This is a genomic window from Pseudomonas sp. MF7453 (assembly GCF_016405455.1).
GTDB lineage: Bacteria > Pseudomonadota > Gammaproteobacteria > Pseudomonadales > Pseudomonadaceae > Aquipseudomonas > Aquipseudomonas paralactis.
In genome coordinates this window covers 288,819-304,207 of record NZ_JAEKCN010000007.1, presented here as the reverse complement: position 1 = coordinate 304,207, position 15,389 = coordinate 288,819, and the positions used below count along the sequence as shown (strand labels likewise).

Annotated in this window: 15 protein-coding genes; 9 read left to right on the top strand and 6 right to left on the bottom strand. The window is 60.7% G+C overall.

The genetic code is table 11. The features are described from left to right. Positions 1 to 4: 4 nt before the first annotated feature. Both JFT63_RS13740 and JFT63_RS13735 read right to left on the bottom strand, forming a co-directional pair. Positions 5 to 2,359, bottom strand: a complete 2,355-nt coding sequence (locus JFT63_RS13740) for a penicillin acylase family protein (RefSeq protein WP_198844157.1) — start codon at positions 2,357 to 2,359, stop codon at positions 5 to 7. 25 nt (positions 2,360 to 2,384) lie between these two features. Beyond that, positions 2,385 to 2,960, bottom strand: a complete 576-nt coding sequence (locus JFT63_RS13735; protein ID WP_198844156.1) for a DUF6436 domain-containing protein — start codon at positions 2,958 to 2,960, stop codon at positions 2,385 to 2,387. Between the two features lie 99 nt (positions 2,961 to 3,059). On the opposite strand from JFT63_RS13735, the gene JFT63_RS13730 reads away from it, so the two are divergent. After that, complete coding sequence (locus tag JFT63_RS13730) at positions 3,060 to 4,001, top strand: alpha/beta hydrolase (protein WP_198844166.1); 942 nt, start codon at positions 3,060 to 3,062, stop codon at positions 3,999 to 4,001. Positions 4,002 to 4,044: 43 nt separating this feature from the next. On the opposite strand, the gene JFT63_RS13725 is transcribed toward JFT63_RS13730, so the two are convergent. After that, on the bottom strand, positions 4,045 to 4,797 hold the full coding sequence (locus JFT63_RS13725; protein ID WP_057702072.1) for a DUF2059 domain-containing protein: 753 nt from the start codon (positions 4,795 to 4,797) through the stop codon (positions 4,045 to 4,047). A 132-nt stretch (positions 4,798 to 4,929) separates the two neighbouring features. On the opposite strand from JFT63_RS13725, the gene JFT63_RS13720 reads away from it, so the two are divergent. Next, positions 4,930 to 5,562 (top strand): 2OG-Fe(II) oxygenase, encoded by a 633-nt coding sequence (locus tag JFT63_RS13720; protein ID WP_005792345.1) that lies wholly within the window; start codon positions 4,930 to 4,932, stop codon positions 5,560 to 5,562. A gap of 55 nt (positions 5,563 to 5,617) precedes the next feature. Here the strand turns inward: JFT63_RS13720 and JFT63_RS13715 are convergent, their stop codons facing one another. After that, on the bottom strand, positions 5,618 to 6,112 hold the full coding sequence (locus JFT63_RS13715; protein ID WP_032878868.1) for a transporter substrate-binding domain-containing protein: 495 nt from the start codon (positions 6,110 to 6,112) through the stop codon (positions 5,618 to 5,620). Positions 6,113 to 6,246: 134 nt separating this feature from the next. On the opposite strand from JFT63_RS13715, the gene JFT63_RS13710 reads away from it, so the two are divergent. Beyond that, positions 6,247 to 6,687, top strand: coding sequence for a DUF4399 domain-containing protein (locus JFT63_RS13710; RefSeq protein WP_005792343.1), 441 nt, complete (start codon positions 6,247 to 6,249; stop codon positions 6,685 to 6,687). A gap of 134 nt (positions 6,688 to 6,821) precedes the next feature. On the opposite strand, the gene serA is transcribed toward JFT63_RS13710, so the two are convergent. Continuing rightward, positions 6,822 to 8,051: a phosphoglycerate dehydrogenase gene (gene serA, locus JFT63_RS13705; RefSeq protein WP_005792342.1), complete on the bottom strand. Its 1,230-nt coding sequence runs from the start codon at positions 8,049 to 8,051 to the stop codon at positions 6,822 to 6,824. Between the two features lie 205 nt (positions 8,052 to 8,256). On the opposite strand from serA, the gene JFT63_RS13700 reads away from it, so the two are divergent. From JFT63_RS13700 to JFT63_RS13685, 4 genes are all read left to right on the top strand, one after another. After that, the gene (locus JFT63_RS13700) at positions 8,257 to 9,651 is read left to right on the top strand and encodes an FAD-binding oxidoreductase (protein WP_198844155.1); all 1,395 of its coding nucleotides are present in this window, start codon (positions 8,257 to 8,259) and stop codon (positions 9,649 to 9,651) included. Between the two features lie 22 nt (positions 9,652 to 9,673). Then, positions 9,674 to 10,339, top strand: coding sequence for a fumarylacetoacetate hydrolase family protein (locus tag JFT63_RS13695; protein ID WP_057702076.1), 666 nt, complete (start codon positions 9,674 to 9,676; stop codon positions 10,337 to 10,339). 246 nt (positions 10,340 to 10,585) lie between these two features. Continuing rightward, on the top strand, positions 10,586 to 11,509 hold the full coding sequence (locus JFT63_RS13690; RefSeq protein ID WP_186561629.1) for an SdiA-regulated domain-containing protein: 924 nt from the start codon (positions 10,586 to 10,588) through the stop codon (positions 11,507 to 11,509). 122 nt (positions 11,510 to 11,631) lie between these two features. Next, positions 11,632 to 12,540 (top strand): SdiA-regulated domain-containing protein, encoded by a 909-nt coding sequence (locus JFT63_RS13685; RefSeq protein WP_057702078.1) that lies wholly within the window; start codon positions 11,632 to 11,634, stop codon positions 12,538 to 12,540. Between the two features lie 61 nt (positions 12,541 to 12,601). Here JFT63_RS13685 and rpiA read toward each other — a convergent pair whose 3' ends face one another. Continuing rightward, entirely contained in the window at positions 12,602 to 13,273 is a 672-nt protein-coding gene (gene rpiA, locus JFT63_RS13680; RefSeq protein WP_032878877.1) for a ribose-5-phosphate isomerase RpiA, read from the bottom strand. Between the two features lie 138 nt (positions 13,274 to 13,411). On the opposite strand from rpiA, the gene ilvA reads away from it, so the two are divergent. Together ilvA and JFT63_RS13670 are read left to right on the top strand one after the other, a co-directional pair. After that, positions 13,412 to 14,926: a threonine ammonia-lyase, biosynthetic gene (ilvA, locus tag JFT63_RS13675; protein ID WP_057702079.1), complete on the top strand. Its 1,515-nt coding sequence runs from the start codon at positions 13,412 to 13,414 to the stop codon at positions 14,924 to 14,926. A gap of 40 nt (positions 14,927 to 14,966) precedes the next feature. Next, positions 14,967 to 15,380, top strand: coding sequence for a DUF2269 family protein (locus JFT63_RS13670; RefSeq protein ID WP_005792333.1), 414 nt, complete (start codon positions 14,967 to 14,969; stop codon positions 15,378 to 15,380). The last annotated feature ends 9 nt before the right edge of the window (positions 15,381 to 15,389 follow it).

Below are 15,389 nucleotides of genomic sequence, written 5' to 3'. Positions count from 1 at the left end.
ACGGCTATCTGGCAGGCAGCAGTTTCAAGGTGCCACGGGTATTGGCCGTCACCTCTTCATCACTGAAATGCGCCTGCTCATACCCGCCTTCGATATAGCTTTGCGCCTGATCACCATAGTGAGCATCAAAGGGTACGCCGCTTTGACCCACTGGGTTGATGGTCAGCGCATGGGCAGGGTCGGCGAAGTCGATCAGGCGCCGTGTCGAAGGCCCATAGGTCACCGGCCATGGCGCCGGGCCGATGGCGGCGGTCTGGTTGTTCGGCACTTCATGGCTGCCCGGCGCGGCGAACGGGCCAACGTTGAACACCTTATCCAGCGGTTTCTGCAGGCCCAGCGGATGACCATGGATCAAGGTGTGCGCCTTGCCCCACTGCCACTGCGTCGGGTCGTCGCCGAAGGTGGTTTTGAGGTGCGCCAGGCTGTTGTCCCAGGCGAGCTTGACGATATCCGCGCGCTTGCCATCCCACCAGGGTGAGTCCGCCGTGGCTGTCAGACGTGGCAATGCGGCATCGATCACACGGGTGGTGATCAGGGTCTTGAACAGCGCATCGCCCAGTTTGGGGTGGAAGGTCGCATCGGCAAGGTTGAACAGCAACTGGTTGAACAGCGTGGCGCTGGTGGAGTCCAGCGGGTAGTCGCCTTTCCAGCTGGCCAGCTGTTCCACCAGCTTGAGTTGAGCCGGGTCCCTTACCACTTCGCGCAGCACCGGCAGCAGCGGTGCGAGCAGGCGTGGGCCGTAGGCGGTGGTGGTGCCCAGTTGCAGGGCCTGGCTGTTGCTTACATCCCACTTCACGCTGTTGTCGCTTAACTGTGTATTGAGCTGCTGGCCACGGTCGGCCAGGTTGTAATAGCCCGGGATCTCCATGCCGGTGGGCGATGCCGGTTGGGTGTTGGCCGAGACCACATAGCCACGTGCCGGGTTTTCTTCCTGAGGGTTGGCGCTGAACGGGTAGAAGCCCAACTTGTCGGCCTGGGCGGTGCTGCCATCGAGGATGAACGCCGGGTTGACGCCGGCCGGGCGGATTGGCAATTGCGCTGCCGCCCACCAACCGATATCCCCCTTGGCATTGGCCCATAGGATGTTCAGACCCGGTGCCGACACCTTGGCGGCCGCGGCACGCGCCTTGGCCAGGGTATCGGCGCGGTTGAGCTGGTAGAAGCCTTCGAGAATCGGGTTTTCGGTATCCAGGAACGCCCACCACATGGCAATCGGCGTGCTGCCGGCGTTCTCGCCGAGCACGTCATTGATGATCGGGCCGTGGGGCGAGCGGCGCAGAGTGAGGGTCACCGGCGCCTGGCCCTTGACCTGGATCTGTTGCTCGCTGCTGGTCATGTCGACCCATTGGCCGTGATACCAGACCTGGTTGGAGTTGTCCGGGTTCACCTTCTCGGCAACCAGGTCGAGGTCGTCGTTCTGGAACATGGTCAGGCTCCAGCCGAAGTCCAGGTTGTGCCCCAGGAACGCCACCGGCACCAGCGCGTTGTGATAGCCGTACAGCTCAAAACCCGGCGCCGACAGCTGCGCTTCGTACCACACCGATGGCACCGAGAAGCGGATATGCGGGTCACCCGCCAGCAACGGCTTACCGCTTTTGGTACGGCTGCCGCTGACGGCCCAGGCGTTGCTGCCTTCGAACTGTGGCAGGCCGTTGTCGGCCAGGGCCTGCTCGCTCAGGGCGGCAATGGCGCCGAGTGTCTGCCAGTCACTGGCTGCCAGGTTGATTGCGCCCTTGGGCTGCCAGTCGAGGTCGAACACTTTCAGGTAATCGCTGCCCAGCCGGTCGCGTACGTAAGTCAGCACCGGCTCGGTACGAAAGGCGGCGGCAAAGCTGTAAGCCATGTACCCGGCGACGCTGATGCTGTCCTCGACGGTGAAGCGGCGCTTGGGGATGCCCAGCACGTCGAACTCCATGGGGCTGGCGTGGCTGTCCTGATATTGGTTGATCCCGTCCAGATAGGCTTGCAGGGCTTTGGACGACGCTGAGTCGGGGTCCATGTGCTCCGCGTAGCTCAAGGCGCGCTCACGAATGCGCAGGCTGCGAAACAGCTTGTCGGTCTCAAGCAGTTTGGGCCCCAGCACTTCGGCCAGTTCGCCACGGGCCAGGCGCCGCATGACCTCCATCTGGAACAGCCGGTCCTGGGCATGCACATAGCCCAGGGCGCGGTACAGGTCAGCCTCGTTCTCGGCGCGGATATGCGGCACGCCACGGTCGTCGTAGCGCACCGTGACCGAGCTTTGCAGGTGGGCCAGGGTCGCTGTGCCCTGGCGCGTGGGCTGCTTGCTGTAGACATACCAACCGGCGCCGAGGGCGACCAGCACAATCAGCACCGCGAAAACCTGCAAGACGCGCTTCATGAACATTCCTTACCAAAGTGGACGGCTACTGATCCCGAGACCACGAACAATAGCAGCCTACCGCGAGGGTGTGAGTGGCATTCACTTCGCGTCCGGCCCCGAGGGCCTTGAGGATGGGTTCGATAAAACTGTTGCTGGCATTGCACGTCAGCCCTTCGCTGTAGGGGCCGAAGTACGCCAGCTTGCCCGTGCGATCCCAAATGCCCACAGCCGGGCTCGCGGGTACCCGCTCGGCACCGGGCAGCGCCTGGAGGACTTTCATGTGGCGCAGGTTGTCGGGCAAGGCGCCGTGGCTGCCGGCTTTTTGCAGGGCATAGAACTCGACCCCTTGGGGCGCATACTGCTCGATCAGCTCGCCCAGATGTTCCTGGTTGCCGACATTGCACGGGCAGGCCGGGTCCCAGAAGTGCACCAGGCGAATCGGGCCCGGGCCGCTGAGAGCGGCGGGCAGTTGCAGCGCATCGCCGGAGAATACCGCCGTGTGCTCGCTGAAGGTGCGCAGGTAACGGCCCTGAAACCAGTCATACGCGGCCCACAGCATACCGGCACAGATAACCAGGATCAGGCTGGCGAACAGGGCGTTACGGTAAGGCGCTCGCATTCAAAGGTATCCTCGCAGGTCGCGTAGCTTGCCATGCTTGTCCTGACAGATGAATATCGCAGCTCGATATTCATCTTCACCGCCAGTCTGGAAGCCTTTATGCCCGTCACCTTTGACCCTGATCATCTGCGCGAAAGCTTGCGGCCCCTGGTGGATGCGCAACCGCTCAGCACCGAGGCGAGGGTCTATCAACGTTTCTATGGGCTTGACCTGGCCGCCCGCAAGGTGCCGGCCGTGAGCCGGTTGGGGCGCCTGGAGGTGGGCGGGTTCGAGGTGGTAGCTCAGGTGTGGTGGCCGCCTGCGCCCGTGGCAACGATGTTTATGTTCCACGGTTTCTACGATCACATGGGGTTGTACCGCCATGTAGTGGATTGGGCCCTGGACCAGGGCTTCGTGGTAATCGCCTGCGACTTGCCGGGCCACGGCTTGTCCAGCGGCCCGCGCGCCAGTATCGATGAGTTCGCGGTGTACCAAAGCGTGGTGCAGGCGTTGTTCGGCGAGGCCAAGGCGCTGCAATTGCCGCAACCCTGGCACCTGTTCGGGCAAAGCACCGGCGGCGCCATTGTGGTGGATCACCTGCTCAACCACGGCGCCGACAGCCCGGCCCAGGGCAAGACCTTCCTGCTCTCACCGCTGGTGCGGCCGCGTGCCTGGGGATGGTCGCAAGTCAGCTATTACCTGCTGCGCCCGTTCGTCAAAGGCATCGCCCGGCGCTTCAGCGATAACTCCAACGACCCGGCGTTCAAGCCGTTCCTTGAAGCCGACCCGTTACAGCCACGCCAATTGCCCACCGCCTGGGTAGGGGCGCTGGCGCGCTGGATCAAACGCATCGAAGCCGCCCCCTCAAGCCCTCGGCGGCCGGTGATCGTGCAGGGTGAGGAGGATATGACGGTGGATTGGCAACACAACTTGCAGGTGCTGCGCGGTAAGTTCGATCAGCCCGAGGTGCTGATGCTCAAGCGCGGGCGGCATCACCTGGCCAATGAGATTCCAGAGATTCGCAATGAGTACTTCAAGTACCTCACCGATCACCTGAACTAACGCATTTTAAATGTGGGAGGGGGCTTGCCCCCTCCCACATTAATTACTGGGCCAGGCTGGAGGTGCTTTGGCCGACTGCCAGTCCTGCGCGAATGGCTGCCAGGGCCGCCTGGTAATACGCCTTACCCTCCGGCGATTCGGCAAACGTCGCGAATTCTTCCAGCTCTGGGTCGGACAAGTCCCGATAGACGTACAACAGCGTGTTGTTCAGATCCTTGTCGATCTGTTGCATCAGCCGTTCGCGCTGCCCATTCAACATACCCTGGGCCTGACCGCCGCCAAGCAACCCGGGGATCATCTGGCTCAAGCTGTCGGCCGCCACACCCGCGATCGCCAGGCTGACTTCTGCACCGGCCTCGCGGGCGGGCAGGGCCTGGGCCAGGTGGCCGATGATCAGGCTGCGGGTGGCGTCGGCCTGGAGTTTCGGCAGGCCCTGGGCGTTTTTCGCCAACTGGTCGCGGCGTGTGGCCAGCAATTCTGCCGCGACGATCTTGCGACCCAGAGGTGACTGAAAAAACGCCAGGGCCGGTTTCGGGTCTGCCAGGTGTTTGCGCAGTTGCGCCTCGGCGCGCTGATCCATGGCCTGGGCGGCAAAGCGCTTATTGCTGTTGTCCACCAGCGCCTGGTACACCACCGGTGGCAGGCTATTGCGGTAGCGTTGCTGGGCGGCACTGAGGGCGTCATTGAAATGCGCACGTTGTTCGGCCCAGCCGGCAACCTTGTACAACTGGTCATGGCCGTCTGCCCAGGCGGGCAAAACGCAGAACATCAACACGGTAAAAAACAAACGACGCATATGGACTCCTGTCAGTCGGCCACTATTGTCCGTGTCGGGCGTAGGATTTGTCGAGAAGTCCTATCAGACACCTGATTTAAAGTGCATTCGGGCGCTCGACGGCGCTGTCGGATTCTCAGGCGTATGGATACTATGCGCGCCATGCAAATATCCCTCGATGACCCGCTGCTGCAACGTATCGTTGACGACCTGGCCGAAAAAGGCTGGTCCCAGCAGAATGGCTTCCTGCCCCAGGCTCTGACCCTGGAACTGGCGGCTGAGTGCCATAAACGTGCGGCCGAGGGCGAGCTGGCGCCGGCGGCAGTCGGGCGCGGGCCGGCCCAGGAGATTCGCGAGGGTATCCGCGGTGATCATATTCAGTGGCTGGAAGAGGGCGACGCGGCGGTTTGCGACACCTATATGGCCGTCATGGACAGCCTGCGTCTGGCAATGAACCGCAGCCTGTTCCTGGGGCTGGAAGATTTCGAAAGCCACTTCGCGATGTACCCCCCCGGTGCGTTTTACCTCAAGCATGTGGACCGCTTTCGTGACGACGACCGGCGCATGGTCTCGGCAGTGATCTACTTGAACGACGCCTGGCTGCCCGAGCATGGCGGCCAGTTGCGTATGTACCTCAAGGGCGGCGTCGAATATGACGTGGTGCCCACCGGCGGCTGCCTGGTGGTGTTTTTGTCGGGTGAAGTGCCCCATGAGGTACTGCCTGCCACGCGAGAGCGGCTGTCCTTGACCGGCTGGTTTCGCCGACGGGGCAACGAGCCGTTTTAGGCAGGCAAAGGATTCTAAAGTCTTGCCTTGAACAAAATGTGGGAGGGGGCTTGATCTACTGTGCCTTGGCTGCCGGTGTGTCGCTGTCGAACCACTTCTGCGCCATCGCCTTCAATCTGCCATCCGCCTTCACCCGCTCCAGGGCCATGTCCAGGCTGCTCTTGAACGCTGGGTTACCTTTCTGGAATGGGATCACAAGGTCCGGCTTCTCGCGATAAGCCGTGCTGTAATCGAACCGATCCTTGAGTTCGGCAGTCATAGCGATATGGTTTATTGCCACGTCGTACTTGCCAGTTTCCACACCTGGCAACAGGTCACTGTCGTCGGTGGTGATAAAAGAAGGGCGTACGTCCATTTCTTTGGCCAGTTGCTCGCCCAGCTCCACTTCAAAGCCGGTGAGCTTGTCGCCTTCCTTGAAATTGAACGGCGGTGTGTTGGCTTCCAGGGCTATACGCAGTTCGCCGCGATCATTGACGTCATCGATCAGCTCGGCATGGGCCAATGGGCTCAGAAGGGCAAGCAACAGTAACAGGCCAGGCGAAAAGCGCATGGTCACTCCTAGAGAATTCGAATGGACGAGGCGCTGTTCAGCATCGTTTTGCTATGGTGTCGGGTGCCTTGGACCGCAATTTATCGCGAAGTTGTCATAACCCTACAGATTTCACAGAAAAACTGGAGAAGCGAATGAAAGCCCTTTTGTCCCGTGCAACCCTGGCCAGCCTGCTGCTGGGTGCTTCGATGTTGGCCAGCGCCGCCGACCTGCCACGCACACCGGCTCCTGCTGGTGCTGAAGTGTTCATTGTCTCGCCCAAAGACGGCGCTACTGTCGACAAAACCTTCACCGTCAAATTTGGCATCAAGGGCCTGGACCTGGAGCCGATCGACAAACAGGTACCGGGCGCCGGCCATCATCACCTGCTGGTAGATCAGGAAGTGGGAGCGCTCAACGCAAACGAAGCGATCCCGGCCACGCCTACCTCGATTCACTTCGGCAAGGCGCAAACCGAGACCGAGCTGACCCTCACGCCAGGCAAGCACACCTTGCAACTGGTGGCTGGCGACAACGTGCATCGCCAGTTCGAGCCTACGGTAGCCTCGAAAGTCATCACGGTTAACGTCAAATAAAAAAACGGGAGCCCCGCAAGGGGCTCCCGTTTTTTTTGTAGGAGCGAGCTTGCTCGCGAAAATCTCAAGGGCGCCGCGTTTAATCAGGTTAAACGCGTCATCGTTGACGTTCTTCGCGAGCGAGCTCGCTCCTACTAGAAAAGCACGCGGCTACGGATAGTGCCGTTGATGTGCTGCAGCTTCTCTTGCGCCAGGTCCGAGTACTCGGCGTCGACGTCGATCACCACGTAGCCGACCTTCTCGTTGGTCTGCAGGAACTGACCGGAGATGTTGATGCCGTTTTCCGCGAAGACCTTGTTGATCTCCATCATCACGCCCGGAATGTTCTGGTGGATGTGCAGCAGGCGGTGCTTGCCCGGGTGAGCCGGCAGGGCCACTTCCGGGAAGTTGACCGACGATACCGAGGTACCGTTGTCGCTGTACTTGACCAGTTTTTCCGAGACTTCCAGGCCGATGTTGGCTTGGGCTTCAGCGGTGGAGCCGCCGATGTGCGGGGTCAGGATCACGTTGTCCAGGCCACGCAGCGGGCTTTCGAAGATGTCGTCGTTGGAGCGTGGCTCCACCGGGAACACGTCGATGGCGGCGCCGATCAGGTGCTTGTCCTTGATCGCGTCGGCCAGGGCGTCGAGTTTGACCACAGTGCCGCGAGCGGCGTTGATCAGGATCCCGCCTTTCTTGATCGCGCGGATTTCCTTCTCGCCGATCATCCATTGGGTCTCGGCGGTTTCCGGAACGTGCAGGGTGACGATATCGGACATGCCCAGCAGTTCGGTCAGGCTGGCGACCTGGGTCGCGTTGCCCAGTGGCAGCTTGGTCAGAGTGTCATAGAAGAACACCTGCATGCCCAGGCCTTCGGCCAGTACCGACAGTTGCGTGCCGATCGAGCCGTAACCGACGATACCCAGCTTCTTGCCGCGGATTTCGAAGGAGTTGGCCGCGCTCTTGATCCAGCCGCCACGGTGGCAGGAAGCGTTCTTCTCAGGGATACCGCGCAACAGCAGGATGGCCTCGGCCAGCACCAGCTCCGCGACGGAACGGGTGTTGGAGTATGGGGCGTTGAACACCGCGATACCGCGCTCGCGTGCGGCATTGAGGTCGACCTGGTTGGTGCCGATGCAGAAACAGCCGACCGCCACGAGTTTCTTGGCGTGGTCGAAGATCTCTTCGGTCAGCTGAGTGCGGGAGCGAATGCCGATAAAGTGCGCGTCGGCGATCTTTTCCTTGAGCTGGGCTTCCGGCAGAGAACTGGTGATGTACTCAATGCTGGTGTACCCGGCGGCTTTCAGAACGTCGACAGCCGATGGGTGGACGCCTTCCAGAAGAAGGAACTTGATCTTGCTCTTATCGAGAGAAGTCTTGCTCATCTGCGTAAACCTGTATCCCGGAGAAAATTGGCAGGGAGTCGAGCAGCGCAAGCTGACCCGGACGGCAGGAAAGCCGTCACCGCAGAAACGCCCTTGGGGTCTGTCCTGCGGGGGCGGTATGCTAGCATACGCACCCCGCTAAACACCTATTCCTGCGACGTGAAGCGTTCTCAGGATGACCATGAATTGTTCGAGAGTTCTGTCGATGACCCATCCTGCCCTGATTGATGAGCTAAAGACCCTGGTTGAGCCCGGCAAAGTGCTGACCGATGCCGACTCCCTGGAGGCTTACGGCAAGGATTGGACCAAGCACTTCGCCCCCGCGCCCACCGCCATTGTGTTCCCCAAAACCACCGAACAGGTGCAGGCCATCGTCCGTTGGGCCAATGAACACAGGGTGGCGCTGGTGCCATCCGGCGGGCGCACCGGCCTGTCGGCTGCGGCGGTAGCGGCCAATGGCGAAGTGGTGGTGTCGTTCGACTATATGAACCAGATCCTCGACGTGAACCTCACCGACCGCACCGCCGTGTGCCAGCCGGGTGTGGTCACCAAGCAATTGCAGAACGTCGCGCAAGAAAACGGTTTGTACTACCCGGTGGATTTTGCCTCGTCCGGTTCCAGCCAGATTGGCGGCAATATCGGCACCAATGCCGGCGGGATCAAGGTGATTCGCTACGGTATGACGCGCAATTGGGTGGCCGGCATGAAAGTCGTCACCGGCAAGGGCGATGTGCTGGAACTGAACCGCGACCTGATCAAGAACGCCACCGGCTACGACATGCGCCAGCTGTTTATCGGCGCCGAGGGCACCCTGGGCTTCGTGGTCGAAGCCACCATGCGCCTGGATCGTGCCCCGAAAAACCTCACCGCCATGGTGCTCGGCACCACCGACTTCGACTCGATCATGCCGGTGCTGCACGCGTTTCAGAGCAAGCTGGACCTGACCGCCTTCGAGTTCTTCTCCGACAAGGCCCTGGCCAAAGTCCTTGGCCGTGGCGACGTGCCGGCGCCGTTCGAAACCGAGTGCCCGTTCTACGCGCTGCTGGAATTTGAAGCCACCACCGAAGAAGTCGCCAACCATGCGTTGGAAACGTTCGAGCATTGCGTCGAGCAGGGCTGGGTGCTGGACGGCGTGATGAGCCAGAGCGAAACCCAACTGCACAACCTGTGGAAGCTGCGCGAGTACATCTCCGAGACTATTTCCCACTGGACGCCGTACAAGAACGATATCTCGGTGACCGTTTCGAAAGTGCCGGCCTTCCTGAGCGAAATTGACGCGATCGTCGGCGAACACTACCCGGACTTCGAAATCGTCTGGTTCGGCCATATCGGTGACGGTAACCTGCACCTGAACATCCTGAAGCCGGAAAACCTGAGCAAAGACGAGTTCTTTGCCAAGTGCGCCACCGTGAACAAGTGGGTGTTCGAGACCGTCGCCAAGTACAACGGCTCGATCTCCGCCGAACATGGCGTGGGCATGACCAAGCGCGATTACCTGACCTACAGCCGCTCGCCGGTTGAAATCGAGTACATGAAGGCCGTGAAAGCCGTGTTCGACCCGAACGGGATCATGAACCCCGGCAAAATCTTCGCGGTTTAACCGCACCTGAAGGAGTCGTTCCATGAGCTACCAGCACAAGTATGTCGACGGCACCAACATCCACTTTCCAGTGGGCAAGCTGGTGTGTATCGGGCGTAACTACGCCGAACACGCCAAGGAACTGGATAATCCGGTGCCCACCGAGCCTTTGCTGTTCATCAAGCCCGGTAGCTGCGTAGTGCCGCTGGAAGGTGGTTTCGCGATTCCCACCGAGCGTGGTTCGGTGCATTACGAGGCGGAAATCGCCGTGTTGATCGGCAAGCCATTGTCGAACAAGCCAAACCGCGAAGAAGTGCTCGACGCCATCTCCGGCTTCGCCCCGGCGTTGGACCTGACCCTGCGCGACAAACAGGCCGAGTTGAAATCCAAGGGCCTGCCATGGGAAATCGCCAAGTGCTTCGACGGCGCGGCGGTGCTTGCCCCCTTCGTGGTCAGCAGCACCTTTGCCGACGTGACCGACATCGGCATACGCCTGACCATCAACGGCGAAGTGCGCCAGGACGGCAACAGCGCGCAGATGCTCAACCCGATTGTGCCGATGATTCAGTACATGGCGGGTTGCTTCTCCCTGCAGGCCGGTGATGTGATCCTCACCGGCACCCCGGCGGGTGTTGGCCCGTTGAATGTGGGGGATGAAGTGGTGTTGGAGCTGGCAGGTGTGAACCGTTTCGAAAGCGTCGTGCGCTAAGTCACTGCCAAACTGCGATCAAACGGTGGGAGCGGGCTTGCTCGCGAATGCGTGGTGTCAGTCAATACATCAACGACTGGACCACCGCATTCGCGAGCAAGCCCGCTCCCACATGGGATCTTCGTTACATCCTGAATCCTTGCTTTTGCATTTTTTTCACACACTATCCGGATAATTCCCTGCTCTTGCGCGCGGGTCCTTGAATCCTGTGCTATCCCCTACAGCTGACTTTCCGGAAAGCGCTCAATGGCCGTGCCTTTGCCTACTTCGAAAACCTCGCTTCGCTCGCGCTTGTCCATGCGTTGGTATTCCTGGCTATTTTTGGCCGGTGCCATTCTGTATGGCGTCGCCTGGGCCATGCACTGGGACGATCGCGGTGTGCTGTGGGTGCTTGAGCGCTTCGAGAGCCCGGCCGAACGCCGCGAGAGTGTGTGGCTCCCGGACTATCAGGTGGTCATCGACGCCAAGCTGCTGCCCGGTATGGAGAAGGACGAGGCTTCGGACCTGACCTACAACCCTCAGACCAAAACCCTGTTTTCCGTCATGGGCAAAAACCCGTTTCTGGTAGAGCTGAGCCTGCAAGGCGATGTGCTGCGCAAGATGCCGCTCAACGGCTGGAACAATCCGGAAGGCGTGACGGTGATGGAAAACGGCTTGATGGCCGTGGTCGATGAACGTGATCACACCGTGACCGTAGTAAAGGTGGACGCCGGCACCACGGCGCTGAACAAGGCGGATTTCCCCAGCCATGACCTGGGCCCGTCCAAAGACCAGAACAAAGCCTTTGAAGCGGTCGCGTGGGACAAGCGCAACCAGCAGCTTGTATTGGGCGAAGAGCGCCCGCCGGCATTGTTCACATGGAAAAGCGATGGCAACACGCTGACCGGCGACAAGCAAAAACTGGCCAGCACCGAACTGGATGTGCGCAACCTTTCGGCCCTGTCCATCGACCCACGTACCGGTCATTTGCTGGTGCTGTCGGCCGATTCTCACCTGTTGCTGGAGCTGGCCGAAACAGGTGAGCAAGTCAGCTTCATGACCTTGCTTGGCGGCTTCAACGGCCTGAAAGACACGATCCCCCGCGCCGAAGGCGTGACCATGGATGAGAGCGGCAACCTGTACATGGTCAGTGAGCCAAACCTGTTCTATCGCTTTGAAAAGCAGAAGTAACTGACGAATTACGTCAGACTTTTCTCAATAAACGGCATTCGCCACACAGTTCGGCGCGTTTAAGTTTAAATTCAGGCGACCTTGATATCTATTCGCCAGTTTTTTCACTGAGCCCGCTCCCGATGCGTCGACTTGCCCGCCCCAAACCTGCTGTTTTCATCCTGCTGTTGCTTGCCCTGATTGCTGCCGGGGTCGTTGCACAGCAGTTTCGTCTGTTCGAGCGTGCCTGGTTCAACTGGCAGGTGTGGCGCCAGCCTGTCGATGAACGTGCCATTGGCCTTGCGGATTACCGCGTGACCCTGGAAGGCCAGGTGATCGAAGGGCTCGACGATGATGTCTCAGCCCTCACCTACGACCCGGTGCGCAAAAGCCTGTTTACCGTCACCAATAAAAACGCCGAGCTGGTGGAGCTGTCCCTGGACGGCAAGATCCTGCGGCGCATTCCACTGGTGGGTTTTGGTGATGCGGAGGCTGTGGAATTTATCAGCGACAATATTTACGTCATCAGCGATGAGCGCCAGCAGCGGCTGATCAAGGTGCATGTGGACGATGACACGAAGTTCCTCGACGCCGCCGACGCGGAGCAGATGACCCTGGGCGTACACGTCGGCGGCAACAAGGGCTTTGAAGGGTTGGCCTACGACTCGGTGGGCAAGCGCCTGTTCGTCGCCAAGGAGCGCGACCCGATGCTGATCTATGAAGTCCACGGCTTCCCACATTTCAAGGCGGAAAAAACCTACTCGGTGCACGTGATCAACAACCCCAAGCGCGATGCCGGGCTGTTTGTGCGCGACCTGTCGAGCCTGCAATACGACGAGCGCAGCGGCCATCTGCTGGCACTGTCGGATGAATCGTTTCTGGTCCTGGAGCTGGATATCGACGGTCGCCCCTTAAGCAGCTTGTCGTTGCTTAAAGGGCGCCATGGCTTGAGCAAGCGCGTGCCTCAGGCCGAAGGGATCGCCATGGATGACGAGGGCACGCTGTATATGGTCAGCGAGCCGAACCTGTTTTACGTGTTCAAGAAACCCTGATCAGAACATTCTGCACGCGCGGGAATGTTCAAACGCCCTCCCACGGTAGAACTCGGTGTTCTTAAGCCTTGAGGGTTTTCACGCCTTCCGGGGTACCCAGCAGCAACACATCCGCCGGGCGGGCGGCGAACAGGCCGTTGGTGACCACGCCGACGATGGCATTGATCTGCGTCTCCAGCTCCACCGGGTTGGTGATCTGCATGTTGAACACATCAATGATGATGTTGCCGTTGTCGGTCAATACACCTTCGCGGTACACCGGGTCGCCGCCCAGTTTTACCAGCTCGCGGGCGACGTGGCTGCGGGCCATCGGGATGACTTCCACCGGCAGCGGGAACGCGCCGAGCACCGGCACCAGCTTGCTCGCGTCGGCGATGCAGATAAAGGTCTTGGCCACTGCCGCGACGATCTTCTCGCGGGTCAGGGCCGCGCCGCCGCCCTTGATCAGGTTCAGGTGTTCGTCGCTTTCATCGGCGCCGTCAACGTAGAACTCCAGGTCGCTCACGGTGTTGAGCTCGTACACCGGAATGCCATGGCCTTTAAGGCGTGCGGCGGTGGCTTCGGAGCTTGCCACGGCGCCGTCGAACGCGCCCTTGTGCTGAGCCAGCGCATCGATAAAGCAGTTGGCGGTGGAGCCGGTGCCGACACCGACGATGCTCTTGTCGTCGAGTTTAGGAAGGATTAAATCGACAGCGGCCTGGGCCACTGCCTGTTTGAGTTGATCCTGGGTCATGCGGGCTCCGGAACGGGCGGGGAATTAACGAGGGCGGCGAGTATAACCCAACAAAACCTCGGGATTCGTGTGGTCGCCCGGCCAAACGCTGGGTTAGACTCCTTGGCCCTGCCCAATTCGTGAAGTAGATGCCTGCCGATGCTTGAACACTACGTCAAAAAGATCCTTACCTCGCGCGTGTATGACATCGCCGTGGAAACTCCCTTGCAGACCGCCCGCCAGCTTTCCGAGCGGCTGGGCAACAAGGTCTGGCTCAAGCGCGAAGACTTGCAGCCGGTGTTCTCGTTCAAGATTCGCGGCGCCTACAACAAGCTGACCCAGTTGAGCAGCGAGGAACGCGCCCGTGGCGTGGTCACGGCGTCGGCAGGCAACCATGCCCAGGGCCTGGCCCTGGCGGCCAAGGTGCTGGGGGTCAAGGCCACCATCGTGATGCCCAAGACCACCCCGGAGATCAAGGTCGAAGGTGTGCGCTCCCGTGGCGGTAAAGTGGTGCTGCACGGTGATTCCTTCCCGGAAGCCCTGGCCTATTCGCTCAAGCTGGTCGACGAAAAAGGCTACGTCTACATTCACCCCTACGATGATCCGCACACCATTGCCGGGCAGGGCACCGTGGCGATGGAAATCCTGCGCCAGCATCCTGGGCCTTTGGACGCGATTTTCGTACCGGTGGGCGGCGGCGGGCTGATCGCCGGCATTGCGGCGTATGTGAAATACCTGCGCCCGGAGATCAAGATCATCGGCGTCGAGCCGGACGACTCCAACTGCCTGCAAGCCGCCATGGCCGCAGGCGAGCGCGTGGTGCTGCCGACCGTAGGGATCTTTGCCGACGGCGTGGCGGTGGCGCAGATCGGCCAGCACACCTTCGACATCTGCAAGGACTATGTGGACGAAGTGATCACCGTCAGCACCGATGAAATCTGCGCGGCGATCAAGGACATCTACGACGACACGCGCTCCATCACTGAGCCGGCAGGCGCGTTGGGCGTGGCCGGGATCAAGAAGTACGTGGAGACCCGTGGCGTCAGCGGCCAGACCTTTGTCGCCATCGACTCCGGCGCCAACGTCAACTTCGATCGCCTGCGCCATGTGGCCGAGCGTGCCGAGCTGGGTGAAGGTCGCGAAGCCATTATCGCGGTGACCATCCCCGAGCAACCGGGCAGCTTCAAGGCGTTTTGCGAGGCCGTGGGCAAGCGCCAGATCACCGAATTCAACTACCGCTACCACTCCGGCAGCGAAGCGCACATCTTCGTCGGCGTGCAGACCCACCCGGAAAACGATCCGCGCAGCGCCCTGATCGCCAGCCTGACCAGCCAGGGTTTCCCGGTGCTGGACCTGACCGAAAACGAACTGGCCAAGTTGCATATTCGCCATATGGTGGGCGGCCATGCGGCCAAAGTCAGCGACGAGCTGGTGTTTCGCTTCGAATTTCCGGAGCGTCCGGGCGCCTTGTTCAACTTCCTCCACAAACTGGGCGGGCGCTGGAACATCTCGATGTTCCACTATCGCAACCACGGTGCGGCGGACGGCCGTGTGGTTGCGGGGCTGCAAGTGCCGGCGGACGAGCGCCACCTGGTGCCGGCAGCCCTGGCTGAAATCGGTTACCCGTATTGGGATGAAAGTGAAAACCCGGCCTACCAGTTGTTCCTCGGTTGAGCGACTACGCTGACTGAGCGGCCTTTAAGGAATCAAGACCATGGAAACGCTGACCACCCTCAAGGTTATCCACATCACCGCCACCGTATTGCTGCTGCTCAGCGGTCTCGGCCTGGCCGTTCTGGCCTGGCGTAAACGCAGTGCCGGCCCGGCGGTCACCGTGCAGCGCCCATGGGCGTTCGTGTGGCTGCTGATGGGCATTTGCCTGGTCAGCATGCCGTTCACCGGCTGGTGGCTGGTGCACCTGATCGGCTGGCCGCTGGGGCAAACCTGGATTCTGGGCTCCAGCATCCTCTACACCGTGGCGGCGCTGGCTTGGTTCTGGCTGGTGGCGCGGCTTAATCGGCTGCGCAAGGGCGAGGGCGGTAGCCTGAATTTCACCCTGGTGCTGGCGGTGGTCAGCCTGGTGGGGTTTGTGGCAATTGCAGGGCTGATGGGCGCCAAGCCGGTTTAAAGCGTTAGA